This window comes from Sphingomonas sp. ASY06-1R, from assembly GCF_052180265.1.
Taxonomy (GTDB): domain Bacteria; phylum Pseudomonadota; class Alphaproteobacteria; order Sphingomonadales; family Sphingomonadaceae; genus Sphingomonas_I.
On sequence record NZ_CP197464.1, the window covers coordinates 1,204,863 to 1,228,447 of the forward strand.

A 23,585-nucleotide genomic window follows, 5' to 3' on the forward strand; every position below is an offset into this window, starting at 1 on the left:
TAACAGGGTGACGGGACATCACGCCGCCCAGTGAATGTCGATCGGCTGCTCGGCCTCGGCCAGAACCTGGCCGATCGGCACCTTGGATCCGGCGCCGTCTTCAATCGCCTGCTCGACGATTGCGCGCTTGGCGTCGCCGGTCAGACAGAGCATCAGCGCCTTGGCCGAAAGGATCGCCGCCCGCGTCATCGTGACACGCGCAACCGGGGCCTCCGGCGGCAGCGGATCGGGCATCACGCCGATCGCCCGGCGCGTCTTCGGCGCGGTGAGTGCGGCTTCCAGATCGGGCCCAGGAAAGATCGACGCGGTATGCCCGTCGCCGCCGACACCCAGCACGACCAGATCCGGCGGCCAATGCAGATCCTGCAGGCGCGCATCGGCCGCGTTCCCCGCAGCCTGGTAATCAGGATTGTCGGCGCCGAGCGGCATCACGCGTCCGCTCTTGGGCAGGAAGATCTTGGCGAGCATCGCGACGTTGGACAGCGGGCTGTCCATCGCGACCAGCCGATCGTCGACCGGAAAGATCGTGACCCGCTTCCAGTCCAGTTTCATGGTCGCGAGCTTCTCATACGCCTTCACCGGCGTCTTGCCGCCGGACAGGCCGATCACCGCGCCATTGCGAGCATCCAGGGCGCTCTCGATGATGAAGGCGATATCGCCCGCGACCGCTTCGGCGAACGCCTCCGCGTCATCATGTTCCCACCATTCTGCTTCGATCATGCCGTATACTCACTCATCTTTGGGTTATTCATGCCAGGTCACGCCGTCGCGCTCGGTCAGCGCAATGGCGGCCGCCGGACCCCACGTTCCCGCAGGGTAGGTCTTGGGTGTCATGCCATTCGCCTCCCAGCCGGCGCGGATGGCGTCGATCCATTCCCATTGCGCCTCCACCTCGTCGCGGCGGACGAACAGCGTCGGATCGCCTTCGATCAGATCGAGCAACAGCCGTTCATAGGCGATGCGGCGGCGCACGTCGGCAAAGGCGTTGGCCATGCGGATGTCCAGCGGTACCTCGCGCAGGCGAATGCCGTCGCGGTCCAGCCCAGGCTGCTTGGCCATGATGGTGAAGCTGATATTCTCGTCCGGCTGGATCGAGATCAGCAACCGGTTCGGCTGTAGGGCGGCGCCTTTGCCCGCGAACATGGAGTGCGGCACGGGCCGGAACTGGATGACAATCTCCGACGTGCGCCGTGGCAGGCGCTTGCCGGTGCGCAGATAGAAGGGGACACCCTGCCACCGCCAATTATCGACATGCGCCTTCAGCGCGACGAAGGTTTCGGTGTCGGACGGCTTTTCCAGTTCATCGGCGTAGCCGGGGACCGGCTTTCCATCGACCGCACCGGCGACATATTGGCCGATCACGCTTTCCTTCGCGTCCAGCTTGCGCAGGGAACGGAGCACCTTCACCTTCTCGTCGCGGACCGCAGTTGCGGTGAACTGGGCCGGCGCTTCCATCGCGACCAGCGCGAGCAGCTGCAGCATATGGTTTTGCACCATGTCGCGCAGCGACCCCATGCCGTCGAAATAGGAGGTGCGCCCCTCAAGGCCGACCGTTTCGCCAACGGTAATCTCGACATGTTCGATCGCGCTCGCGTTCCAAAGCGGTTCGAACAGGATGTTGCCGAAGCGCAGCGCCAACAGATTCTGGACGGTTTCCTTGCCCAGATAATGGTCGATCCGGAACGTACGCGCTTCCGGGAATACCCGCGCGACCGCATCGTTAATCTCTTGCGAGGATGCGAGATCGTGGCCGAGCGGCTTTTCCAGCGCCAACCGGGTCTGCGCGCCGGCGAGCCCGGCTGCCTCCAGCCCGGCAATCGTGGATTCGAACAGGGATGGCGCCGTCGAGAGGAAGATGGCGAGCCCGGAATTGGCGCGCGCGCCAAGCGCCTCGCCCAGCGTTGCCAGGGTCTCGGGCCGCGACGCATCCGCTGCGACATAGTGCACGCGGGCAAGGAAGCTTTCGAGGATATCCGGCGCAAGGTCCCGGTCCTTGACGATCGACTGCAGCGCTTCCGCGGCCGTATCCCGGAAGGCGGCGTCATCGATCTCGCTACGCGCGGTGCCGTAGATTTGCAGATCCTGTGGCAGCAACCCATCCGCATGGAGGCCGAACAGGGAAGGTATCAACATCCGACGCGACAGATCGCCCGTCGCGCCAAACAAAAGGAGGGTCTGCGCGGGTGCCGCCATCCGATTACTTCCTTGCAGAATAGAGGGCGTCGAGCGTGCTCGAGGCCTTGGGGTCAATTTTCTCGAGGTGCGGATAGCGCAGCCCGCCCGTCCAGGCGACGCTGACTGTGCTGAAATAACTGCCCTGCTGAATCATCAGGCTGATCGGCCTGTTGTTGCTGGCATCCTTGATCGCCTGCTTCAGATCGTCTTCGGAATAAGACTGCCCGTTGATCGCAAGGATCTTGGTTCCGATGGTGATGCCCGCATTCGCCGCCGGACTGTCCCAATTCACACGGTTCACGCTGCCGTCGCGCGCAACGGTGATGCCGATGGAATAAGTAAAGTCCGCAGCTTTGCGGGACTTCTCACGCGATTTCCACCATGATCCGGGCTGATCGGTATAGACCAGCTTATAGCCGCCGCGGGTGATGCCATCCAGCGGCGCTGCCGGCGCAACAGCGTCGATCCGCTGATGGAGGAATGTCGCCCAATCATAAGGCTCGACTTTGTTGAGCGCGGCGACAACGTCGTCGAACGTGTAGGTAAGCTCGCCCCAATCGCGATCGCGCATGCCGTAGAAATCCCGCGCGAAATCATCGAGCGAGCGCTTTCCCCTGGATCGCTGGCGGATCAGGCTATCGGCATCCAGCCAGATCAGCTGACCTTCCGAATAATAATCCTCCGACCGCTGCCAATTGGGCCAGGGCGCCGGCGCCCGTCGTGCGATGATCGGGTCTTCGGTCGTATCGATCAGCGGCCGCCACTGTTTGCCCGCTTGCGTGGCATAGCTCGCCGCGACGCTCGCAAGGGCGTCCAGAGCTTCTTCTTTCGACACCACTCCGGCGCGCGCATCCAGCACGTTGCCCCAGAATTGGGTTTGCCCTTCATACACCCATAGCAGGCTGCCGCCCATCGGCTGGCGATAATCCGGCGTCCACATATCGGCCGGCCGACGGAATTTGCCGTCCCAGCTGTGCACGAATTCGTGCGCGACGACGTTGTGACTGGACGCGCTCGTGTCCCATTCGGTGAAGAAGCCGGTCGACGAGCCGATCTCCGTCGAGCGGTGATGTTCGAGACCCTGGCCGCCCAGCGTATCGGAGAGCGTCAGCAGGAAATCATAATGATTGTAATGCTGCGATCCGAACAGCTTGATCGACTGATCGACCATCGTTTTGAACTTCGCGAGATGCTCGGACTTCGCCGCGAGATAATCCGGCCGGTCCGCAATGATGTTCATCGTCACGTCGCGGGTCAGCGGTTCGATCCGCGCAAAACGTCCCGCAATGGTGGGCGAATCCGCCAAAGTGTCGAAGGCGACCGTCTCATACTGGATCCTGCCGCCCTTGGCGGTCGCGGCGCCCGACGGACGCAAGGCGGTGGCGGACGTCCACCCCTCCGGATAGGTCGCGCTGGGCGCGACCATGATCTGGCGAACATAATGGCCGGCCGGATAGAGGGCGGTCGCGATCCATTCCAGGTTGAGCATGACCGGGGTCATGAGCGTCCGACCCTGATTGGGCGTGGTCGGCGAGAGAAGCTGGAAATTTGCCTCGATCACATCGACGCCGGCGGGAACGTCGAGATGGAGGGCAAAGACATCGATCGGGTCGCGCCGCCAGGGAATCGTCTTGCCGCCGCCGGTGATGACAATGCCTGCCAGCTTATTGATCTGGCCGGTGGGTGCATGATTGCCCGGCAGCCATTTCGGGTACAGCAGCACGAGATGGCCCGGCTTGACCGGTATCGTTTCCTTAATCCGGAAAATCCGATGGCCGATGTCCGTCGCGTCGACGTCCAGCTTGATCGTCCCGGGGTAAGGCGTGTCCTGCGGCGCCGGGATAGTATCCACTAGCGGCGCTGCCTGCGGCATGCTGGTGCCGGTCGGGGCGTCGGACATTTGGGCGAGGGCGGGGGCGGTACCGAGCACAAGCGTCGAAACGGCCAGGCGCAGCCATGAACGATATGAGATCATGCGGAGGCTGTTGCGCGGCCAGACCTCTCCTGTCCAGCCTCGTTTTCAGGCTTAGCTGCCCCCAAGCACATTGATGGTAAACGCAACGATACCCAGGTTAAAAACAAAGGCGGCAAGGCAGTGGAACATCACCACGCGCCGCATACGCCCGCTGGTAATGTCCATGTCAGACACCTGGAAGGTCATCCCCAGACAGGTCGAAAAATACATGAAGTCCCAATAATCGGGTTCGTCCGTATCGGGGAATTTAACGCCGCCCGTGTCTTTACCTTCCTCCTCCTCATAAAAAATATGGGCGTAGTGGAGTGCGTAGATCAGGCTGGTGAAAAGCCAGCACAGGGCCAGCGTTCCGACGATCAGGACGACTTCTGCGGTCGGCGGCTTTTTTGGCTGGGTCAATTCCGCGGTTACGGCGGCAAGCACGGCCAGCGACACGATCGCGGTGATCACCAGCAAACCCGCGCGGTTGGCGTCGTTGGCCTTGGCGGACCGACGCATTCCCTGCGCCCGATCGCGGAAGATGGGAGCGATCAGGACAAAGAAGACCAGCGCGGCCGCGTCGAACGCGGCCATCGATCCTGCTGCCCAGCCAAGCCTGGTGATACCCAGCGGCAAGCCGATCAGGATGATCGCCAAGAAGGTGATAAAACGCGGAGGGGCAATGCGATTGCCAAGCCGCCAGCTATCAACCGCCATGACAATCCTCCCAAAAATGCGGCTTACCGCGTGCGGGAGGGATAGGAAAGCGGCTTAGCCCTTGGCGGCCTTCGCTGCTGCGATGGCATCCAGGATGATGCTCCGTGCCTCCTCAGCGTCACCCCAATTGCCGACGCGAACCCATTTCTCGGCTTCGAGATCTTTATAATGGGTGAAGAAATGCTCGATCTGCGCCAGCACGATCGAGGGCAGGTCATGCCGCTCGCCCACGCCCGTATAATAAGGGAAGGTCGTATCGACCGGCACGCACACCAGCTTTTCGTCGCCGCCGGCTTCATCTTCAAGCTTCAGTACGGCGATCGGGCGGGCGCGGACGACGCAGCCGGGGATGAACGGCGAACGGGCGATGACGAGCGCGTCGAGCGGGTCGCCATCCGGCGACAGCGTATGCGGAACGAAGCCGTAATTGGCCGGATAGCGCATCGGCGTGTGCAGGATGCGATCGACGAACAGCGCGCCTGACGCCTTGTCGAACTCATATTTCACCGGTTCGCCGCCGACCGGCACCTCGATGATGACGTTGACTTCGTGGGGCGGGTCCTTGCCCACCGGGATGAGTTCGATGTTCATAAGTCGGGCCGGATAAGGCCCTGCGCGCCGTTGTGCAACAGATTGCTGCGCGTGCGAACGATCAGCCCGGAATGTCGCCGAACTCGGCGAGGCGGTTGCGCTCGGCGGGCGGGATCAGCGCCTCCAGCACCCGCCAGAATCCGGTCACCGAATCCTGTCCGGCTTGCGCATAGGCGGCCGAAAGCCGGGTTCGCATCGCCTCGAACAGCTCCTGTTCCAGCTTCGCGCCGGCCGGCGTCAGGCGTAGCAGGCGCTGACGACGATCCTCGCGGCCGACGCGCGTTTCCACCATGTCACGCTCGGTAAGCTCGCTAAGGACGCGGCCAAGCGATTGTTTGGTGATGGCCAGGGTGCGAAGAAGCGCGCTGATGGTGAGATCGGGCTGGCGAGCGATGAAATAGAGTGCCCGGTGGTGGGCACGGCCCATCCCTTGTTTCGCGAGACATTCGTCGGTTTGACGATAGAGATGACCGTAGCCAAAGAAGAGTAGTTCGGCGCCACGCCGTATTTCTGTTTCGCGGAGGAAGAGCGGGGAAGCGGACGGGACAGCCATATTGACCTAATGTGGCATGCACCCTAGGCGCCTGCAACCGCCGACGCGTAGATTGATGGGTTAACAGACGACGATGTCGAGTGATTCCAACCTGACCTTCGCCTTCGAGCAGAGCACGTCCCCGTTGCCGCTCAATGAGCGCGCGCGCCTGCTTGAAGATCCCGGCTTTGGCCGTGTCTTCACCGATCACATGGTGACGATCCGGTACAAGGAGGGGCAGGGATGGCACGATCCCAAGGTGCATCAGCGCCGGCCGCTGGAGATGGATCCGGCCAGTGCGGTGCTGCATTACGCCCAGGAAATTTTTGAAGGCCTGAAGGCCTATCGGACCAAGGACGGCGGTGCCTCCTTGTTTCGCGCAGACGCCAACGCCCGCCGTTTTCGTGCCTCGGCCGAGCGTCTTGCCATGGCGCCGCTGCCGGAAGATTTGTTCCTGGAATCCTGCCGCCAGTTGGTGAAAGCGGACCGTGACTGGATTCCGGAGAGCGAGGGGTCCGCGCTCTATCTTCGCCCGTTCATGATCGCGAGCAGCGTGTTCCTGGGCGTCCGCCCGGCCGACGAATATCTCTATATCGTGATCGCCTCCTCCGTCGGCTCGTATTTCAAGGGTGGCGCGCCGTCGGTCACCCTGTGGGTTTCCGATCATTTCAACCGGGCAGGTCCTGGCGGCACGGGGGCGGCCAAGTGCGGTGGCAATTACGCCGCCAGTCTGCTTCCGCAAAAGGAAGCGATCGCCGAAGGGTGCGATCAGGTGATCTTCCTCGACACGGTCGAGAAGAAGTGGATCGAAGAGCTGGGCGGGATGAACGTCTTCTTCGTGATGGACGATGGATCCATGATCACGCCTCCGCTTGGCGATACGATTCTGCCGGGAATTACCCGCGACAGTCTGCTGACGCTGGCGCGTGATCGCGGCATCTCGCTTCGTGAGGAACGGTATTCGATCGACCAGTGGCAGGCGGACGCGCGCAGCGGCAGGCTGCGGGAGGCTTTTGCGTGCGGAACGGCCGCGGTCGTGACGCCGATCGGGCGTGTGCGCGGACGCGACGGGCTGGACTTCATGATCGGCAATGGCGGCCCCGGGCTGCAGACCGAGCAGTTGCGGACCAGCCTGGTCGATATTCAGCGCGGGCTGGCGCCAGATCCATATAAGTGGGTCGAACGCGTTTTCTAAGCCTTCCCATGCGCCGCGCGCTGGCTATAAGCGCGCGGCTGTTGGGGCGTCGCCAAGTGGTAAGGCAGCGGCTTTTGGTGCCGCCATTCGCAGGTTCGAATCCTGCCGCCCCAGCCAATTTTCGAGCTCAGTTATGAGCTCGTTGGCCTCACCATGACCATCGGTGAGGGTGCAGCGATAGCTGCCGCGCGTGCGATCGCCGCCCGGGAAGGCCATCCGCCGTGGCGAGAAGACACAGTCAACGTGACCAGGAGGACTGTTGCGGGCCGCGATGTCTGGTCAGTGAGAACCGACGACGCGCCAGCACTTGGTGAGCCGGACTGGGCAATCCCGTATGATGGTTTCACGCTCTACCTGATCGATATCGAGACCGGCGCTTGTATCGGCATCGGCGGAGCGTTCGGGCAACGGCTGTTTGGGCCGGACGGCCGATGAGGGGCGCGCGCGTCCGCGCCCGCATCGATCATTTGGCAGGCGCAGTGATGGTGGCTCGCCTGGAGCGCGATCAGGAGCATTTGAGCGATGAAATTCGTATCGCCGGCGGTGCCAACACATTGTAGCAACTGACTGTGCGAAGGCGTTTTGCGCACTAATGATTTCAATCACTTAGTTGGCCCATATCTTGGCTAAGACTGCTGCCGCCCCAGCCAATTCCCCGTCACATCGCCGCAGGCTGCATCGCCGCATGCGATCGAAACAGCTGCCGCTCGGGATTGCCGTTGCCACGCGGAGAGCGATCGGATCAGGCTTTTGGCGTAGCGCTTATTTTAACGATCCAAGGCCGCGCGCGCACGGCATCGTCTTGATGGCAAAAGCCCGAGACGAAATGATGTACGACAGTCCCATGAAATTCACCCCGACTATGACCGCTTTGGACGCAATGGGCTCATGCCTGCGGCATTCGAGCGGCTATGGCCAAATCGGTCGGCCGTCGTGAAGGATGTAAGTGTGGATGCTCGGCTGGCCGCTGTTGGACGTCAAACCGGTCACTATGCTTCGTCGTCGCCAGTGAGAACCGAAGGTCTTGCCGGCAAGATGGGGGGATCGCCCCTCACGACGCTGTTCCTGCTGTCGATGCTCTTGGCGTTCATTACGCGTGCCTGGCAGTTCGGAAACCCGGTCGTGCAGGTCGACGAGCAGCTATATCTGCTGATCGGCGATCGCATGCTGAAAGGCGCGGTTCCTTTCGTCGACATCTGGGACCGCAAGCCTTGCGGGATTTTTCTGCTCTACGCGGCGATCCGGATGCTGGGCGGGGCGGGCATCCTGCAATATCAGATCGTTGCCACGCTTTTTGCCGGTGCCACGGCCTTCCTGATCGGTGTCATGGCGCTGCGTTTTGCGAGCTGGCGCGGTGCGGCCATGGCTGCAACCGCCTATCTGATATGGCTGATCGTCTTTGACGGGTCGGGCGGGCAAACGCCGGTTTTCTACAATCTGCCTGTTGCCGGCGCCGGGCTGCTCGTGCTGGAAGGCACGCGCGCCGGAGCCAGCCGGGCCAAGTTCCTGGCGTTTGCGGCGCTTGCCATGTTCGCCATGGGCGTCGCGCTGCAGATCAAATATTCAGCCGTATTCGAAGGCATTTTCTTCGGGATCTTCCTGCTGTGGCACGCCCGCGAACGGTTCGGCCTTGGGCGCGCACTTCTTTGGGGTGTTGTGTGGATCGCGGTCGCGCTGCTGCCCACGGCGGCCGCCTTTGGCTGGTATGTCGCGGCCGGATATGCAGATGCCTTCATCTACACGAACTTCGTGTCGATCTTTCAGCGCGGCGCGTGGCCAGCCGGTACACTGATCGGTCGGGTGCTGACGTTCGTGAAGCTGGCCAGTCCTCTCGCGATTTGCGCGATCATCGAATGGCGATCCCGCCGGCAACTGCCACCTGTCGACGAGGAAGAGGCGCATGCGCGCCGCTTCGCTTTCGGCTGGCTGATGGCCGCCGTGATCGGCTTGCTGCTGTTCGGCACCTATTTCATCCACTATTTCCTGCCGGTCCTCGTACCTCTCAGCTTGTATTGCGCGCGGCTGCTGGGACGTCCCGACTCGCACATTGCGGTTCGCTCCGCGCAATTCGAACAGCGCCTCCCGCTGGCCGCGGTCATTTTGCTGGTCGGGGTCGCCCTTGCCGTGGGCACGTCGCTGAAGCGGCTCAAGCATCGCGGGAAGGCCGCGCCAATCACCCAGCTGGCGAATGTCATTACCCGGGATCTGCACGGATGCCTGCTCGTGTTCGACGGGGAGCCAATTCTGTATCAGCTGACCGGCGCCTGCATTCCGACCAAGCTCGCCTTTCCCAATCATCTGAATGACGACATCGAGAAGGGATCGCTGGGATTGGATCCAACGGTGGAGACCATCCGCATCTTCCGCGATGCGCCACCCGATATGGTGGTGATGACGGATCGTCCGGACCCTGGCTACAATGTGGCCACGCGGCAGATCGCACAGACCGTGCTGGCACGCGATTATCACGTCGTGGGCCAGCAGAAGATCGGTTCGCGGGTGCGGATCGTCTATCAGCGTAACGCGACCGCCGCTGCCACGTCCGCGAGGTCCGTCTCGTGACGCCTTATCTCGTCAGCGGCCAACCCGCGGGGGAAACCGGCAGGAGCCTCGCTACGCGGCAGCGGCGGATCTGCTTTCTATTCACCGGGCAACTTCATCATGTTCCGCACGGGCTGGAAACGGCGCTGGCGTTGGCGAAGATACCCGGCATGGCCGTGGCCATCCGCGTCACCAGCGAGGCGCATCTGGACTTGATCCGGCCGGTCATGCCGACAAACGGGCCGGCGCCGCATCTGGGGTTGATTGGCTGTGCGCCGCTGCGCATGCTGGGACGGGCGCGCGGCTCCAGCGTTCCGCCCAAAAAATTGACGCTGCTCCACGCGCGTCAAGAGCTGAACAGCTATGATGCGATCGTGGTGCCCGAACGGACATCCACGGCCGTGCGCCGGTTGGGCATTACCGGTCCCAAGCTGATCCATATCGATCATGGCGCGGGCGACCGTTCCGCCGGCTATGATCCGCGCATTGCCGAGTTTGATTTCGTGCTGCTCGCCGGTGACAAGCAGCGGGAACGGATGAGCCGTCAGGGGCTGCTGAAGCCCGGATGCTTCGAAATCGTGGGATATCCAAAATTCGAATCCGCCGATCGCATCCGCCCCGACATCGTCTATCCGTTCGCACGGCGCCGCCCGGTGCTATTATATAACCCGCACTTCGTGAGCGAACTCAGTTCCTGGCATAAGTGGGGGCCGGACGTCATCGCGCGCATCGTCGAGACGGGCCGCTACAATCTGATCGTGGCTCCGCACGTGCGCCTGTTCGAGGGCAGCCGCGCCCGCCGGCAAGCCTTGCGCTTGCTGGAGCCCTGCGTAGGGCGGCCGGACATTCATATCGATCTGGGCAGCCATCGCTCGATCGACATGACCTACACCGAGCTGGCGGACGTCTATCTCGGCGATGTCAGCAGTCAGGTCTATGAATTCCTGCGCCGGCCGCGGCCGTGCGTGTTCCTGAATCCCAACGGGGCCGATTGGCTGGGCAACGAGGATTATGCGCATTGGCGTTATGGCCGCGTGATCGGCCATCCGCAGATGCTGCTGCCGGCTCTGGAAGCGGCGCATACCGATCATCAACTGTTCGAACATGCGCAGATCCGCGCGTTCCGGCAGACCTTCGACGTCGCAGCCAAACCCGCATCGCTGCGGGCCGCGTCGGCGATCGCGCGCTTCTGCCTGCGCCACGCATGATCGGGTCGGCCGCTAGAAGTGGCGTTCGATGGAGAGGCGAACCGTCCGGGGGCGCAGCGGCGTTATCTGTGACAATTCACGCGCAAAAGGCGTTCCCAGGGCAAATCGGTTGCCCACGACGTCGAACACATTGCTCACGCCAAGGGTAATGCCGAATTGGTCCGTCGCCAGCTTGGCGGACATTCCGGTCTCGGTATATTGACCCTGCTTGCCGCCCAGCACCGGACCGATGCCAAGCCGGGACTGGCCGACATAGCGGGTCCAACCTTCCACGGTCAGTGCCGACGCGTCGGATCGGATCACCTCATACCGCACGGAAATGCGCGAGGAGAATTTGGCGACGTTGGGAATACGGCCGAGGGGATCGAGCGCAATCTGCTGGGCTTTCACCACGTCAAAGCGCGCCATCTGATTGACCAGGGAGTGGAGGAAGGCGGCCGATGGCTCGGTCACGCGGCTGTCATTGTAGGTCGTGGCGAGTTCGATGACGAAGCGCGGCATCGGCTTGACCCGAAGCGAGCCACTAACGGAATAGATCCGACCCGTGCCGATGTTGCTGGTGCTGGGAAGGCCGGTATCGTCGATATAATCCGCCTGGATATCGCTCCAGCGCGAATAGGACGCGCTGAGCGCCCCCCCGATCCGCGAACGCGCGCCTTCGCCAAAACGCAGGCCGGTCTCAACCGAGCGGATATGATCGCCCTTGAAGCGACGGACGACATATCCCTCGACGGCGAGTCCCCCGGGGCGGATACCTTCCTGATAGCGAAGGAAGGCGAGTGCGCCGTCACCGACCCGCGCCGAAATGGCGCCCGACGGCATGACATTGTCTTCCGATCGGCTGGCGGTGACGCCGCTGCGCAGCAAGCTTTCGTACGATGCGAAGGGAATGTCATTCGCAGAACCGGTCAGGCGATCGTGCGTCACCCGGATACCGCCCGTGATCGTCAGAAAGGAACGCTGGACGCTCGCCTCCGCAAAGGCGGTGATCTCGTTCACGATATTGGTGACGCCGGTGGTCGGGACAGGGGCCGCAATGCTGCCCAGCTGCCGGCCGAGCGACGTCCGGTTATGCGTGTAACTGGCGCCGACGACCCAGCCGAACCCATTGCGTAGCGGGCTCCAGATGCGATTTTCGGTGGTGAACATGGCGGTGCGATTGCGCTGAACGAAAAGCTGCGGCTTGGCCGGATCGACCGTCGCATCATATTGCTCGGTCAGCCGGTGACGCACGAACCCGCTCGATGACTGAAAGCGGATCGAGGGCCATCTTTTCTCGATCGAGATGCTTGCCAGCCGATAGTTGGAATCGAATCCGCCGGGGGTAGGGCTCGCACGCTCGAGCGGTGGCAGATCGCGGTCGGCATATTGGCTGTCGCGTCCGTGGTTGCTCTGAACGACCGCACCGGCTTGCACGCGCCAGCCGTCACCGGGCTCGTACAGAAATGTTCCGCGCCCACCCAGGGTGGTCGTTCGGTTAATGTCGCGCTTTCCGCGTTCGACATCGTCGATATATCCGCCCTCGCGAATGCCGTAGCCCACGAGCCTGAGGGCAGAGTTCCCGCTCACGGGCAAATTCAGCCAACCACCAAGATCGCCACCGGGCGCGCCATGCTCCGTCGCCGACACGCCCGCGGAGATCGTCCCACCGATCTGGTTCAACACCGGCGCATTCGGGTTGGTCCGCAATATGCCGCCCAGCGAGCCCGCGCCGTACAAGGTGCCCTGCGGTCCCTCGAGCACCTCGACCGAGCCGATGTCGTAGAGGCGGAGATCCGGATCCGGGGCATTATAGGTCAGCCGGATGTCGCCCAGATATTGACCAACGGTGCCCTGGGTGGGGCCGGTAAAGCTCGAATCCGCAATGCCGCGGATGAAGAGCTTGTTGCGACCGGCGCCGAGATAGGTGGACGACACACTGGCGAGGCGGACCACGATCGTGTCGGTGCCGCGCTCGCCTTCGGAAACGAAGCGGCTGCCGTCGAGGATTTCCACCGCGGCCGGGAAGTCGAGCAGCCGCAGATCGCGTTTGCTGGCGGTGACGACCACCTCGCCTTCCGGAATGGTATGTGCGGGGGCAGGCGCGCTTGGCACTTTTTCGGGCGCTGGCGCCTTACGCAAGGGGACCGCCCGGTATACCGACGGACCAAGCTTGACCGGCCGCGCACCGGCCGCGCCAAGAATGCGTCGCAGCGCGGCTTCCGGCGACCCTGCCGCGGAAAAGCCGGGGACGGGGCGTGCCCACAGCGAGGGATCCTCGATCGACACGCTGATCCCGCTTTGGGCCGACAATTGACTGAGCGCGCTCGCCACCGTTCCGCGCGCGATGACGAGCGGACGATCGCCGGCATAAGCAGGGCTGGCGACGGTGAGGAAGGCAACGAGCGTGGCCAGCCGGGTCATTTCAGGATCGGGTTATCCGCCAATGATTGCCCTCACGTATCACTCTAGCGCGAAATAGCGGTGCCAACGGCGCCAGATTCTTGCGGTCCGTCACGCTGACGACACCCGTGAAAGGTTCGTCGGCAAAGTCCCGATCCACTTGTACCGGAATTCCGGCATAGCGTGCCAGATCTGCTGCTACCTTGGAGAGCGGATCGTTGGAATAGACGAAACGCCCTTGCGACCATGTGCCGACCAGGGCCGGCGCGATATCGCTGCGGACGGCGCTGCCGTCGGTCGTATTGACGCGCAGTCGCTGACCGGCCGCCAGCGGGATTTGCTGACCCGCCGCGACATATTGAACCGCGCCTTCGGACACCGTGACATCCGTTTCGGTTGCGGAGCGCAGGACATTGAAGCGCGTACCCAGATCGACCAGCTGCGCCCCATCCAGTTGAACGGTGAACGGCCGCGCAGGATCATGGCGTACTTCGAACAAGGCTTCCCCGCGCTCGATCTTGGCAAATCGGCTATTGTCGCGGTCCAGGATGATCTTGGTGCCGCCATTCATACGGACAATAGTTCCGCCCGCCAGCACAAGCTGCCGTTGCTCGCCCGGCGCGGTGATCAGATCGTAACGATGGTCGGACCGCAGCAGCGGCACCGATATCATGGCGATCAGGGCGGCTGCCAGCGCGACGGCGGCACCGCCCAGATAGCGGCGGCGGGGCCGTCCCGGACGGGCCTGGTCGTGGAGCAGCGGTCTCGGGCTGTTGCGCGGCAGCAGCGTATCGAGGCGTGCATCGGCATCGGAAAGATGCTGGTAGCGCGCAAGATGGTCGGGATCCGCCTCAAGCCAATGCTCGAGTTCTTCCCACGCAACAAAATCGTCGTCGCGGACGCGCATCACCCAAGTGAGTGCTTCATCCTCAATCTTGTCGGTTGTGTTGTGGTTCATCGATATCCCTCGTGAACCTTGACGGAGCCAATCCGGTCAAGCCTCATCGAGACGCCTCCGAAGATCTAACATGGCGCGATAGGCTTTACGAAGATCTGCCTCGACGGTGCTCAGGCTGATCTGCAATTCCTGCGCGATTTGCTTTTGCGCTATGCCGTCGATGCGGTGTCGGCGAAATATATGCGCGGTTCGTTCGCCCAATTCGGCCAATGTTTCTTCCGCCAGGCGCAGATGTTCGCGCGCGATGAGTGGCCGTTCGCCAGCCGGCTCTTCGGACATGTCCCGCCCGGAGGTCGCAACGTTCGTCCAATCCGAATCCCGTTTGCTGGCTTGCCGGGTTGCGCGATATCGATCGAGCATCAGGTTGTTCGCGGCCCGATAGAGATAGGAAAGCGGCTGCACGATCGGACCAGGAACGCTCACCGACACGCGGATCCACAATTCCTGCAGCAGATCCTCGGCAGCATCGCCCGCACCCTGCGCAGAGAGAAAGCGCAAAAGCTTGTCGCGGTTCGCGAGGAAGACGGCTTTCAGGCCGTTATCGGGCATCGTCTGGCAGACGCGGTTCGCGGGAGGAGCATGTCAGCCGTCTAGCCGGTAGGGCCTCAGCGGCCAACTCCTGCTGCGTTTCATAAGCCTATTCATTCGTCGCAGTGAAACAAGGCCGTGCGCGGCAAAGTCCGTCTTCCACGTAAGCAAGCGCTTCGGCGCCCGTGAGAAAGACGCGAGGATGAGCAAAACGCTGTGTTGGTCGGGCCATGATGCTTCTTGATCTGAATGTGACGCAGGCACGTGAGCTCCTGTTCGACGACGTGCCGATGCGGCTGCAGGCGGCGACACGTGCGGCACCTGCCGAAATCTCGATCGTCATCCCGACCTTCAATGAGCGGGCGAATATTGGTGAACTGATCGATCGCATCCGAACGGTGCTGGCCGATACCCGCTGGGAAATCATCATCGTCGATGACGATTCGCCCGATGGGACGGCGGAACAGGCGCGTGCGCTACATTGGGAGGATGCGCGCGTACGCGTCATCCGTCGCGTCGGTCGCAGGGGCCTGTCCTCGGCGTGCATCGAAGGCATATTGTCTTCCTCGGCAACCTATGTCGCGGTGATGGACGCCGATCTTCAGCACGATCCCGACTTGCTCGGGGAGATGCTCGCCATTTTGCGCCGGGGACAAGCCGATATCGTCTATGCGAGCCGGCACTGTGCCGGCGGCTCGGTCGGGGATTGGGAGGAGCATCGGATCGCCGCCAGCCGCCTCGCCAGATGGGTGGCCAGCCGGGCCGTTTCGGTCCCGTTGAGCGACCCAATGAGCGGCTATTTCGCGATGCGGCGCGGCGTCATGGAGAAGACCGCGCATCGCGTTTCGGGCGTCGGGTTCAAGATCCTGCTGGACATCATCCTTGCGTCCGACCGCGCCCTGCGCGTCACGGAAGTGCCGCTGGCATTTACGTCCCGCACGCGTGGCACCAGCAAATTATCGTCGCGCGTCGTGTGGGATTATGCGGCGATGCTGATCGAGCATCGTAGCGGCGGGGCGATTACGGCTCATGACGTGTCCAACGCGGCGCTCGGGGTGGCGGGGCTGTCCGTCAATATGCTGACGCTATCGATGCTGGCCGGGCTGACGGGGCTTTCGATCGGCGCTTCCGCCACGCTGTCGGCGTTGGCCGCGTGCGTGGCGGTATTCGCGACCAGCAGCATCCTGTCCCGGCGCACCTGCGGCCCGTGGCGCTGGTATCTCGCCCTGATCCCCTTTGCGGGCGCTTGCACGTTCGGCGTCGTTGCCGACGGGGTGGTGACGTCCCTGCTGGTTGGTGCTGGATGGAACTGGTTCGCATCGGGCGTCAGCGGTGCATTGGCGGGGGCGGCGCTGATGCGCCGCGCGATCCGGCATCATCTTTGACGCCGTTTGCGGGTTTTCGCGCCCGCGCTTAGCCGTTTGGACAAGGTTGCGGCGGCGCTGCGCCGATGCCGTCGGGCGCGGCTTTCGCATCCGGCCGGCTGCGAAATTGATCCGCGGGCGGGCGAATGCCCAGCAGGAATGCAACTTCCAGAACGGCTACCATTGCAACGATCGGCAAGAGCGGAATTGATTTCTTCTGGGCCATTGGCTTTTACTTCCAAGGGACGCGTTCAAATTCCAGGCCCTGCCAGATGGGATTTGAATAGACGCGATGCATTCCTAGCTATTTTGCATGTCGATACGATAAGCTCCACGGTAAAATATTGTTATATTGAGACGAGCTATTCATGTGCTGATGCGGGGCGTTAGAATGTTCGTGCTGAAGTGTCAGTTACCAAGAAGGAACGATAACGGATGAGCAGTGCGAATAATTGGAGTCGTCGGGCCAGTCTGATGGGCGGCGCGGCGCTTCTGGGCATGGGCGGCATCGCCCGTGCGGCCGGAGCTGCAGTGCGCACCACGACCCCCATTCCCAGCGCGGAAGGATATGCCCATGTGCCGGGCGGTCGGATCTACTGGAGGCGCTTTGGTAACGGCCCCAAGACGCCTTTGCTGACTTTGCATGGCGGGCCCGGCGCCGCCCACAATTACCTCTTGTCGATGCAGGCGCTGGCAACCGACCGGCCGGTGATCTTTTTTGATCAGCTCGGCTGCGGCAAGGCAGACGCTCCGGCGAATGACGATATCTACACGATCCAACGTTCGGTTGAGGAACTGGATGCGGTCCGCAAGGCGCTGCGCCTGGATCGGGTGATACTCTACGGCCATTCATGGGGCACGCTGCTGGCGATCGAATATCTGTGCCAGAAGCGCGGCGCCGGTGTTGAAAAGCTTATCCTTGCTGGCGCACTTTCCAGCGTGCCGCAGGCAAGTGCCGGTATGCGCCGGCTGATCGACGGCATGCCTGGGGACTATGCGAAAAAGCTCCGCGGGCTGGAAGAGGCCGGCAAGATGCAAACGCCGGAATATACAGCGCTCGCCCAGCAATTTTACGATCGCTTCGTGCTGCGCGTTCCCCCCACACCAGACGCGCTGGCGAGCTTCGATGCGCTATCCAAGTCGATCGCGTATCGCGTGCTCAACGGACCCAACGAGTTCACGATCACGGGCAAGATCAAGGATTGGGATAGGCGGGCGGATTTGCGGGCAATCACCCAGCCAACCCTTCTCACGACCGGCGAGTTTGATGAGATCACATTGGATTGTCATCGCACGATCGAGGCCGGCGTCGCCGGTCGCGCCAAGCTGGTGATGATGCCGGGTTGTTCGCACCTGACGATGGTGGAACAGCCGCAGCAATATACGCGGATCGTGCGGAATTTCCTGGACGAGGCGTAATCGCGAGGCGGACTTTGCACCGCCTTGCGACCCTGTTTTTAAGTCTGTCTCTGGCGCCTGGCCCGCTTTCCTTGCGGAGGGCCGAGACGGGGGGCGATCGCAGCGATCGCCCCCTGTTCGTTAGGCGACGGCTGGCAAGTGCGCGAGATGCTTGTCCAGTGTGATCGGATAGTCGCGGATCCGCACGCCGGTCGCATTATAGACGGCATTCGCCACCGCCGCGCCGACCCCGCACAGACCAAGTTCGCCAACGCCTTTCGCCTTCATAGGCGACGATTTGTCGTCAGGATAATCGAGGAATATAACGTCCAGCTCGGGAATGTCGGCATGGACCGGCACTTCATACCCCGCCAGATCGTGATTGATGAACAGGCCGAACCGCTTCTCGACCGCCAGCTCTTCCATCAGCGCTGCGCCAACGCCCATCGTCATGCCGCCAATCACCTGGCTGTGAGCGGTTTTCTTGTTGAGGATTCGCCCAGCATCGCAGACAGCCAACATGCGGCGGATACGCATCTCGCCCGTATACGCATTCACCGCGACTTCGCAGAAATGCGCGGCAAAGGTAGATTGCTGGAACTTCTTCGACAGGTCGCCATATTCCATCCCGTCTTCCGAGACGATTTGTCCATTCTTGGCGGCGGTTCGTAACGGCATAGTGTGTGTGCCATCCGTTACGTTGCCGTCGGAGAATTGCGCCTGGTCGGGGTCGATTTGAAGTTTCTCGGCAATGGATTTGCGGAGCGCCACCGCTGCGGCGTAGACGCCGGCGGTGGAACTATTGGCGCCCCATTGCCCGCCCGAACCAGCAGATTTGGGAAAGCGGGAATCGCCCAGCTTCACAGTGACATCCTGGACATTCACGCCTAGCATTTCCGCCGCGGTCTGCGCGATGATCGTATAGGTGCCGGTGCCGATGTCGGTCATGCTGGTCTCGACTGTGATGGCGCCTGATGGCTCAAGCGTGATCCGCGCGGCGGATGGCTGGATCAGGTTGTTCCGGAAACCCGTCGCGACACCCATGCCGACCAGCCAGATGCCGTCCCGAACCTGGCCAGGTTTCGGGTTGCGACGCGACCAGCCGAAGCGGTCCGCACCCGTTCTGAGGCATTCGATCAGATGGCGCTGGGAGAACGGGCGGCTGGGATCGGTTGGGTCAACCTGCGTGTCGTTGCGGATCCGCAATTCGACCGGATCGATCTCAAGCTCTTCGGCGAGCTCGTCCATCGCCATCTCGAACGCCATCAGCCCCGGTGTCTCGCCGGGCGCGCGCATGTCGGCTGCTTCGGACAGGTCCAGCATGGCCAATCGCAAGGTGACTTCGCGGTTGGCGGCCGCATATAACAGGGCGGTCTGGGCTGCGGCCGGCTCCGGCGTCGCTTTCGGCAGATTGCCGCTGGTACTGGTATGGCTGATCGCGACCAGCCTGCCATCCCGTTCGGCACCGAGTTGGATGTGCTGGATCGTCCCCGCGCGGTGCGTGCTGTTGTTGAACATGAAGGTGCGCGCCTGCGCGACCTTCACCGGGCGCTTCGCCGCCTTGGCAGCCAGGGCGGCAAGCACGGAGTCGCACCGCATATAGAGCTTGCTGCCAAACCCGCCGCCAATGAACGGTGAGTCTATGCGCAGCTGCTCCGGCTTGAGCGACAAAGCCCGTGCCACGTCCGGGTGCCACCACCCGATCATCTGCGCCGACGTCCAGATGGTCAGGTTGTCGCCGTCCCAGGCGGCAATGCTGGCATGCGGTTCCATTGGCGAATGGCCGTGTGCGGGCGTCGTGTAGGTACGATCGAGCTTTACCGGAGCATCCCGGAAGGCGGTGGCGAAATCGCCGGCTTTGATGACCGGCGGCGCATCCGGCCCGTGATTGATCCGGTCTGGCGTGATCTTGGCGGACGCGCTTGCCCGTTCGAGATCAAACTCGCCCGGCGATCGTGCATAATCCACCACGATGAGATGTGCTGCGGCACGAGCCTGCTCGAACGTCTCCGCGACGACAATCGCAACCGCCTGATGATAATGAACGATTTCCGATCCGCCGAACAGATTGGCGATGTTGTGCTCGCTCTGTTGCAGCGGTGGCATATCGAGCGTCGTAACCACGGTTATAACGCCAGGCGCGGCCCGCGCCTGCGAGATGTCCATGCGTTCCACTTTGCCTTTGGCGATCGCCGCGCCAAGGATATAGCCATAGGCTTGGTTCGGCACGACGTCGTGTCGCTCATAGGCGTAGGGAGCCATGCCGCGCACCTTGAGCGGGCCGTCTATGCGTGTGATCGGCTGGCCGATGACCTTCTGCTGATCAATGGGATTAGGCCCAGCGGGCGTATCGAACCTCATGCGCCGATTCCTTTCGCCTGTTGCATCACCAGGCCGAGCGTCCGCTCGGCGAGGGGAAGTTTGAACGCGTTCTGTTGGGTGGGTGAAGCGCCGACGAAGGCGCGCTCGACAACGCGGTGTGGGCCGCGCCCGATCTCCGCTTCCGCTTCCGGGACGCGCCAGGGGCGTGGTGCCACGCCGCCAAAAGCGATGCGGGCGCTTCCGTCCGGCTGAATTATCGCGGCTACCGACACGAGCGCGAACGCGTAAGACGCGCGATCGCGAACCTTGTGGTAAAGATGCGTGCCACCCACAGGCTTGGGGAGGGTTACCGCGGTGATCAGTTCGCCCTTGGCGAGCACGTTTTCGAGCTGGGGCGTATCGCCGGGTAGGCGGTAAAATTCGTCCAGCGCGAGAGTCCGCCGTTCGCCCGCGGCGTTGATCGTTTCGATCGTCGCATCCAGCGTCCGCAGCGCAATAGCCATGTCGCCAGGGTAAGTGGCAATGCAGCTTTCGCTCGCGCCGATGACAGCTAGCGAGCGCGAGAAGCCCGCTATCGCCGAGCAGCCGCTTCCGGGCGCCCGTTTGTTGCAGGGCAGATTGAGATCGTAGAAATAGGGGCAGCGCGTGCGTTGCAGCAGGTTGCCGCCGACACTTGCGGCATTGCGCAGTTGGCCGGATGCGCCGGCGACGATGGCGCGGCTGAGCACGCCATAATCGCGCCGGACGCGTGGATCCGTCGCCAGCGCCGCATTGCTGACGAGGGCGCCGATCCGCAGCCCTCCGTCGGAGGTCGCCTCGATCCCGTCCAGCGCCAGATCCTGAATGTCGACCAGATGGGTCGGCCGCTCGATCTGGAGCTTCATCAGATCGAGGAGGTTGGTGCCCCCGGCGATGTAGCGTGCGCCTTCGGTCCTCGAGACTTTCTCGACAGCGGCCGACAGCGAGGAAGCGCGTTCATAGGTGAAAGGGATCATGACTGGTTCTCCACCACTTGGGCGATCGCCTTGTGGATGTTGGCATAGGCACCGCAGCGGCAGATGTTGCCGCTCAGTCGCTCGCGCATTTCCAGATCGGTGGGCTTCATTGGCGCGGTGATGTCATCCGTGACATGACTCGGCACGCCGCGCCGCACTTCGTCCAGTGCGCCTACGGTCGAGCAGATCTGGCCGGGTGTGCAATATCCGCACTGATACCCATCATGATCCAGAAAGGCTTGTTGCAGCGGGTGGAGCTTTTCGGCGGAGCCAAGCCCCTCGATCGTCACAATCTCCCGTCCGCTCTGCATGACCGCCAACGTGAGGCAGGAGTTGATGCGGTGCCCATCGGAAATCACGGTACACGCGCCGCACTGGCCGTGATCGCAGCCCTTCTTCGTACCGGTCAGGCGCAGATGATCGCGCAGGAGATCGAGCAGCGTCGTCCGGGGATCGATTCTGCTCTGGTAAAGCTTGCCGTTCACCGTCAGGCTGACCCGCGCTGAGGGCGTTCCCTCGCCGTTCGCCGCGGCGTCCGACGTCGCGGCAGCCCCGGCCATGATCGGGGCTGCCGCGGTAGCGGCGAGGACGTGGCGTCGTGACATCTCGAATGCGACAAGAGTCATTTGCTAATCTCCCAACCTTTTCTAAAAGATACCGGCTAAACTCGTGATCTTTATTGAAATAGTATAGTTAATCGTTGTTTCAGGAATGTGATTCACACCATCTAACGATTATTGGAGTGGTCATTCCGCCTACGGAATTACGTCTATCCGCATCTGCTGATTTTTAAGGCGCCATGTTCGCGTCATGCCCCGAGTGACCGGCGACACGAACCAGATCACGCTGACAGACAGGAGGAAGGACGTGATGACCAGGCGGAAGGGCCACCAGATATCCGGCAGGATCAGAAGGAATGTGCCGTTGAGGAGCAACAGAAGCGGCAGCATCGCCAGCCAGGTGGTCAGCAGCACTTTCCATTTCGGACCGGACTCGTCGCTGGGAACCGTAAGCTTCGCGACGCGGTGATGAACCGTGCAGAGCTGACGAAGCGAGTGATCCTCAAACGCCCGGATCATCTGCTGGCGTTCGGCGGCAGCCTGCCATTCCTGCAGGTCCTCCTTGCTCCGGAACAGGGAGATTACGAAACTCAGTCCATTTTCTTGCTGTAGCAGCAGCGTCATAAGATGCCTGCGCTGCGCTGGCGGGGTCCGGAGCGCGCTCTTGAAGGCCTGGACAATGGCGTCGCCTTGCCCACCGCGCACGATCAGGGAGGTGATGGCCGCAACCGGCGTGGCAGGGATCGCATCCCGCATCGACTGCGCCAGCGGATCATCCGAAGCCGTCTGTTCCGTCATCTGCATTGCGCTTCCTCGCTCGCTTTGCAGTATCGAATAAAAGAAGGGCTATGAAATATCCGATAAAATAAGGTTAAATATCCGCAGGTAACGGGATATTTAAGGTTCCCCCTCGTTGGTGCGCAGGTGTTCAACGGAGTTATTGATGTGTCATCGCCCCTGACGCGAAGCCGAGAGAGCGGATATCACCGGGTCGAGGCATATAGCGACGCGGTCTTCGCGATTATATCGACACTCATTGCATATGATCTCATGAAGACGGGGGCCCATGCCGGAAGCGATCTGACAACGGATCTCCTCAAGGCATGGCCGTTCTATCTAGCCTTCGGAATGAGCTTTCTGGTGGTCGGTCAGATGTGGCTGGTCCATCACAATCTTTGGCAAATGATCCGCACCGCAGACCAGGGATTGCTGGTGCTCAACCTGCTGCTGCTTTTCTTCATCGCGGTGCTGCCGTGGGCGGCAAAGCTGGTTGCGCTGCATTGGAACGACCACACGTCCAATCTGCAAATTGCGACGGCCATCTACGCGGCGATCGCACTCGGCCAGGCTTTGACCTTCAACGCGACGTTACTGTGGGCACGGGTGCGGAACCTGTATGATGAGAGCATGACGGACCTTCGCTATCGATCGGTTCGCCGTCGTTTCCTGGTCGGTCCTGTCATTTACGGGGCCGCACTGATCGCAAGCTTTACAGCACCCTATTTCAGCATCGCGGGCTATTTTGCCGCCGCTCTTGTCTACATCGACATGGGATTTCTTGCGCCATTCGAGCGGGCTAAGCCGAAGCTCTAAGGGAATGGACCGCATTTACAGGTACGAATTCACATCGTTTAAGAAACGGATCGAAGATCATCATGTTAGTTTGTCGTCCGTCTGATGGTGCATACGAGCATCCGAAAAGGGTGATGGAAGCGGGACATGGCAAAGACATATATGGGGCGGTGTGCCTGCGGTGCGATCAGCTTTGGCTTTGATCAGGATCCGGACTTCATCGCGTTGTGCCACTGCAATGATTGTAAGAAGGCGTCAGGCGGGGAGGCCGCAGTCTTCTTCGCTGTACCCGTGGAAGATTTCAATCTTTTCACCGGGACGCCCAAGGCTTTTCATTACGTCGCGGACTCCGGGAACGGCCTGGATCGGAATTTCTGCCCGAATTGCGGCGCACGTGTTTTCAGCGACAAGCTGGACGGGTTCCCCGGTCTGATCTTCGTGACGTTGGGCAGTCTGGATCGTCCCGAAGCGATCCAGCCCAAAGTCGAAATGTTCGTCAAGCGCCGCTTGCCCTGGGCGAGGCCGCTGGATGTTCCGCAATTCCAGGGCATGCCGAACTAGATGCCGACCTTTGCCGATCCCCGCGGCGCCAC

The 23,585-nt window shown here is 62.0% G+C and carries 21 protein-coding genes and 1 tRNA gene; 9 read left to right on the top strand and 13 right to left on the bottom strand.

The window, feature by feature from the left end:
- Positions 1–18: 18 nt before the first annotated feature.
- The 6 genes from pgl to ACSBM8_RS05955 form a co-directional block, all read right to left on the bottom strand.
- Positions 19–720, bottom strand: coding sequence for a 6-phosphogluconolactonase (pgl, locus tag ACSBM8_RS05930; RefSeq protein ID WP_442680732.1), 702 nt, complete (start codon positions 718–720; stop codon positions 19–21).
- Positions 721–744: 24 nt separating this feature from the next.
- Positions 745–2,193, bottom strand: coding sequence for a glucose-6-phosphate dehydrogenase (gene zwf, locus ACSBM8_RS05935; RefSeq protein WP_442680733.1), 1,449 nt, complete (start codon positions 2,191–2,193; stop codon positions 745–747).
- A 4-nt stretch (positions 2,194–2,197) separates the two neighbouring features.
- Positions 2,198–4,150 carry a M61 family metallopeptidase gene (locus tag ACSBM8_RS05940; protein ID WP_442680734.1) on the bottom strand — a complete coding sequence of 651 codons (1,953 nt, stop codon included), beginning with the start codon at positions 4,148–4,150 and terminating at the stop codon, positions 2,198–2,200.
- Between the two features lie 51 nt (positions 4,151–4,201).
- Positions 4,202–4,846 (bottom strand): DUF1345 domain-containing protein, encoded by a 645-nt coding sequence (locus ACSBM8_RS05945; RefSeq protein WP_442680735.1) that lies wholly within the window; start codon positions 4,844–4,846, stop codon positions 4,202–4,204.
- A 54-nt stretch (positions 4,847–4,900) separates the two neighbouring features.
- Positions 4,901–5,437: an inorganic diphosphatase gene (gene ppa / locus ACSBM8_RS05950; protein ID WP_442680736.1), complete on the bottom strand. Its 537-nt coding sequence runs from the start codon at positions 5,435–5,437 to the stop codon at positions 4,901–4,903.
- Between the two features lie 61 nt (positions 5,438–5,498).
- Entirely contained in the window at positions 5,499–5,990 is a 492-nt protein-coding gene (locus tag ACSBM8_RS05955; RefSeq protein WP_442680737.1) for a MarR family winged helix-turn-helix transcriptional regulator, read from the bottom strand.
- Between the two features lie 73 nt (positions 5,991–6,063).
- Between ACSBM8_RS05955 and ACSBM8_RS05960 the strand changes: the two genes are divergently transcribed.
- The 5 genes from ACSBM8_RS05960 to ACSBM8_RS05980 all read left to right on the top strand — a co-directional run bounded on the left by ACSBM8_RS05960 (position 6,064) and on the right by ACSBM8_RS05980 (position 10,913).
- Positions 6,064–7,164, top strand: a complete 1,101-nt coding sequence (locus tag ACSBM8_RS05960; RefSeq protein ID WP_442680738.1) for a branched-chain amino acid aminotransferase — start codon at positions 6,064–6,066, stop codon at positions 7,162–7,164.
- Between the two features lie 42 nt (positions 7,165–7,206).
- Positions 7,207–7,281: transfer RNA gene (locus ACSBM8_RS05965), tRNA-Gln, on the top strand.
- A 36-nt stretch (positions 7,282–7,317) separates the two neighbouring features.
- A complete protein-coding gene (locus ACSBM8_RS05970; RefSeq protein WP_442680739.1) occupies positions 7,318–7,599 on the top strand; it encodes a hypothetical protein in 282 nt (93 codons plus the stop codon).
- 573 nt (positions 7,600–8,172) lie between these two features.
- Positions 8,173–9,726 carry an ArnT family glycosyltransferase gene (locus tag ACSBM8_RS05975; protein WP_442680740.1) on the top strand — a complete coding sequence of 518 codons (1,554 nt, stop codon included), beginning with the start codon at positions 8,173–8,175 and terminating at the stop codon, positions 9,724–9,726.
- Positions 9,723–10,913, top strand: coding sequence for a hypothetical protein (locus ACSBM8_RS05980; protein WP_442680741.1), 1,191 nt, complete (start codon positions 9,723–9,725; stop codon positions 10,911–10,913). The genes ACSBM8_RS05975 and ACSBM8_RS05980 overlap by 4 nt, the downstream gene beginning before the upstream one ends.
- Before the next feature lie 12 nt (positions 10,914–10,925).
- Here the strand turns inward: ACSBM8_RS05980 and ACSBM8_RS05985 are convergent, their stop codons facing one another.
- The 3 genes from ACSBM8_RS05985 to ACSBM8_RS05995 are packed head-to-tail and all read right to left on the bottom strand — an operon-like array spanning position 10,926 to position 14,802.
- The gene (locus tag ACSBM8_RS05985; protein ID WP_442680742.1) at positions 10,926–13,316 is read right to left on the bottom strand and encodes a TonB-dependent receptor; all 2,391 of its coding nucleotides are present in this window, start codon (positions 13,314–13,316) and stop codon (positions 10,926–10,928) included.
- 1 nt (position 13,317) lies between these two features.
- On the bottom strand, positions 13,318–14,253 hold the full coding sequence (locus tag ACSBM8_RS05990) for a FecR family protein (protein ID WP_442680743.1): 936 nt from the start codon (positions 14,251–14,253) through the stop codon (positions 13,318–13,320).
- Between the two features lie 36 nt (positions 14,254–14,289).
- Positions 14,290–14,802 (bottom strand): sigma-70 family RNA polymerase sigma factor, encoded by a 513-nt coding sequence (locus ACSBM8_RS05995; protein WP_442680744.1) that lies wholly within the window; start codon positions 14,800–14,802, stop codon positions 14,290–14,292.
- A 209-nt stretch (positions 14,803–15,011) separates the two neighbouring features.
- Between ACSBM8_RS05995 and ACSBM8_RS06000 the strand changes: the two genes are divergently transcribed.
- Both ACSBM8_RS06000 and ACSBM8_RS06005 read left to right on the top strand, forming a co-directional pair.
- The gene (locus ACSBM8_RS06000) at positions 15,012–16,166 is read left to right on the top strand and encodes a polyprenol monophosphomannose synthase (protein ID WP_442680745.1); all 1,155 of its coding nucleotides are present in this window, start codon (positions 15,012–15,014) and stop codon (positions 16,164–16,166) included.
- A gap of 414 nt (positions 16,167–16,580) precedes the next feature.
- A complete protein-coding gene (locus tag ACSBM8_RS06005) occupies positions 16,581–17,564 on the top strand; it encodes a proline iminopeptidase-family hydrolase (protein WP_442680746.1) in 984 nt (327 codons plus the stop codon).
- Positions 17,565–17,684: 120 nt separating this feature from the next.
- On the opposite strand, the gene paoC is transcribed toward ACSBM8_RS06005, so the two are convergent.
- The 4 genes from paoC to ACSBM8_RS06025 all read right to left on the bottom strand — a co-directional run bounded on the left by paoC (position 17,685) and on the right by ACSBM8_RS06025 (position 22,224).
- On the bottom strand, positions 17,685–19,904 hold the full coding sequence (gene paoC, locus ACSBM8_RS06010; protein WP_442680747.1) for an aldehyde oxidoreductase molybdenum-binding subunit PaoC: 2,220 nt from the start codon (positions 19,902–19,904) through the stop codon (positions 17,685–17,687).
- Entirely contained in the window at positions 19,901–20,860 is a 960-nt protein-coding gene (locus ACSBM8_RS06015; RefSeq protein ID WP_442680748.1) for an FAD binding domain-containing protein, read from the bottom strand. Before ACSBM8_RS06015 ends, paoC begins: the two co-directional genes overlap by 4 nt.
- Positions 20,857–21,486 (bottom strand): 2Fe-2S iron-sulfur cluster-binding protein, encoded by a 630-nt coding sequence (locus ACSBM8_RS06020; RefSeq protein WP_442680749.1) that lies wholly within the window; start codon positions 21,484–21,486, stop codon positions 20,857–20,859. Before ACSBM8_RS06020 ends, ACSBM8_RS06015 begins: the two co-directional genes overlap by 4 nt.
- Positions 21,487–21,615: 129 nt before the next feature.
- Entirely contained in the window at positions 21,616–22,224 is a 609-nt protein-coding gene (locus tag ACSBM8_RS06025) for a hypothetical protein (protein WP_442680750.1), read from the bottom strand.
- 141 nt (positions 22,225–22,365) lie between these two features.
- On the opposite strand from ACSBM8_RS06025, the gene ACSBM8_RS06030 reads away from it, so the two are divergent.
- Entirely contained in the window at positions 22,366–23,013 is a 648-nt protein-coding gene (locus tag ACSBM8_RS06030; protein ID WP_442680751.1) for a TMEM175 family protein, read from the top strand.
- A gap of 126 nt (positions 23,014–23,139) precedes the next feature.
- Positions 23,140–23,553 carry a GFA family protein gene (locus ACSBM8_RS06035; RefSeq protein ID WP_442680752.1) on the top strand — a complete coding sequence of 138 codons (414 nt, stop codon included), beginning with the start codon at positions 23,140–23,142 and terminating at the stop codon, positions 23,551–23,553.
- Positions 23,554–23,585 lie beyond the last annotated feature (32 nt).

Coding starts and splice junctions, on each gene's coding strand:
- ACSBM8_RS05990 (WP_442680743.1), bottom strand. CDS start 14,253: ATGAACCACAACACAACCGACAAGATTGAGGATGAAGCACTCACTTGG.
- ACSBM8_RS06035 (WP_442680752.1), top strand. CDS start 23,140: ATGGCAAAGACATATATGGGGCGGTGTGCCTGCGGTGCGATCAGCTTT.
- ACSBM8_RS06015 (WP_442680748.1), bottom strand. CDS start 20,860: ATGATCCCTTTCACCTATGAACGCGCTTCCTCGCTGTCGGCCGCTGTC.
- ACSBM8_RS06025 (WP_442680750.1), bottom strand. CDS start 22,224: ATGCAGATGACGGAACAGACGGCTTCGGATGATCCGCTGGCGCAGTCG.
- ACSBM8_RS06020 (WP_442680749.1), bottom strand. CDS start 21,486: ATGACTCTTGTCGCATTCGAGATGTCACGACGCCACGTCCTCGCCGCT.
- ACSBM8_RS05945 (WP_442680735.1), bottom strand. CDS start 4,846: ATGGCGGTTGATAGCTGGCGGCTTGGCAATCGCATTGCCCCTCCGCGT.
- ACSBM8_RS05960 (WP_442680738.1), top strand. CDS start 6,064: ATGTCGAGTGATTCCAACCTGACCTTCGCCTTCGAGCAGAGCACGTCC.
- ACSBM8_RS05995 (WP_442680744.1), bottom strand. CDS start 14,802: ATGCCCGATAACGGCCTGAAAGCCGTCTTCCTCGCGAACCGCGACAAG.
- ACSBM8_RS05955 (WP_442680737.1), bottom strand. CDS start 5,990: ATGGCTGTCCCGTCCGCTTCCCCGCTCTTCCTCCGCGAAACAGAAATA.
- ACSBM8_RS05985 (WP_442680742.1), bottom strand. CDS start 13,316: ATGACCCGGCTGGCCACGCTCGTTGCCTTCCTCACCGTCGCCAGCCCT.
- ACSBM8_RS06000 (WP_442680745.1), top strand. CDS start 15,012: ATGATGCTTCTTGATCTGAATGTGACGCAGGCACGTGAGCTCCTGTTC.
- zwf (WP_442680733.1), bottom strand. CDS start 2,193: ATGGCGGCACCCGCGCAGACCCTCCTTTTGTTTGGCGCGACGGGCGAT.
- paoC (WP_442680747.1), bottom strand. CDS start 19,904: ATGAGGTTCGATACGCCCGCTGGGCCTAATCCCATTGATCAGCAGAAG.
- ACSBM8_RS06005 (WP_442680746.1), top strand. CDS start 16,581: ATGAGCAGTGCGAATAATTGGAGTCGTCGGGCCAGTCTGATGGGCGGC.
- ACSBM8_RS05970 (WP_442680739.1), top strand. CDS start 7,318: ATGACCATCGGTGAGGGTGCAGCGATAGCTGCCGCGCGTGCGATCGCC.
- ACSBM8_RS05940 (WP_442680734.1), bottom strand. CDS start 4,150: ATGATCTCATATCGTTCATGGCTGCGCCTGGCCGTTTCGACGCTTGTG.
- pgl (WP_442680732.1), bottom strand. CDS start 720: ATGATCGAAGCAGAATGGTGGGAACATGATGACGCGGAGGCGTTCGCC.
- ppa (WP_442680736.1), bottom strand. CDS start 5,437: ATGAACATCGAACTCATCCCGGTGGGCAAGGACCCGCCCCACGAAGTC.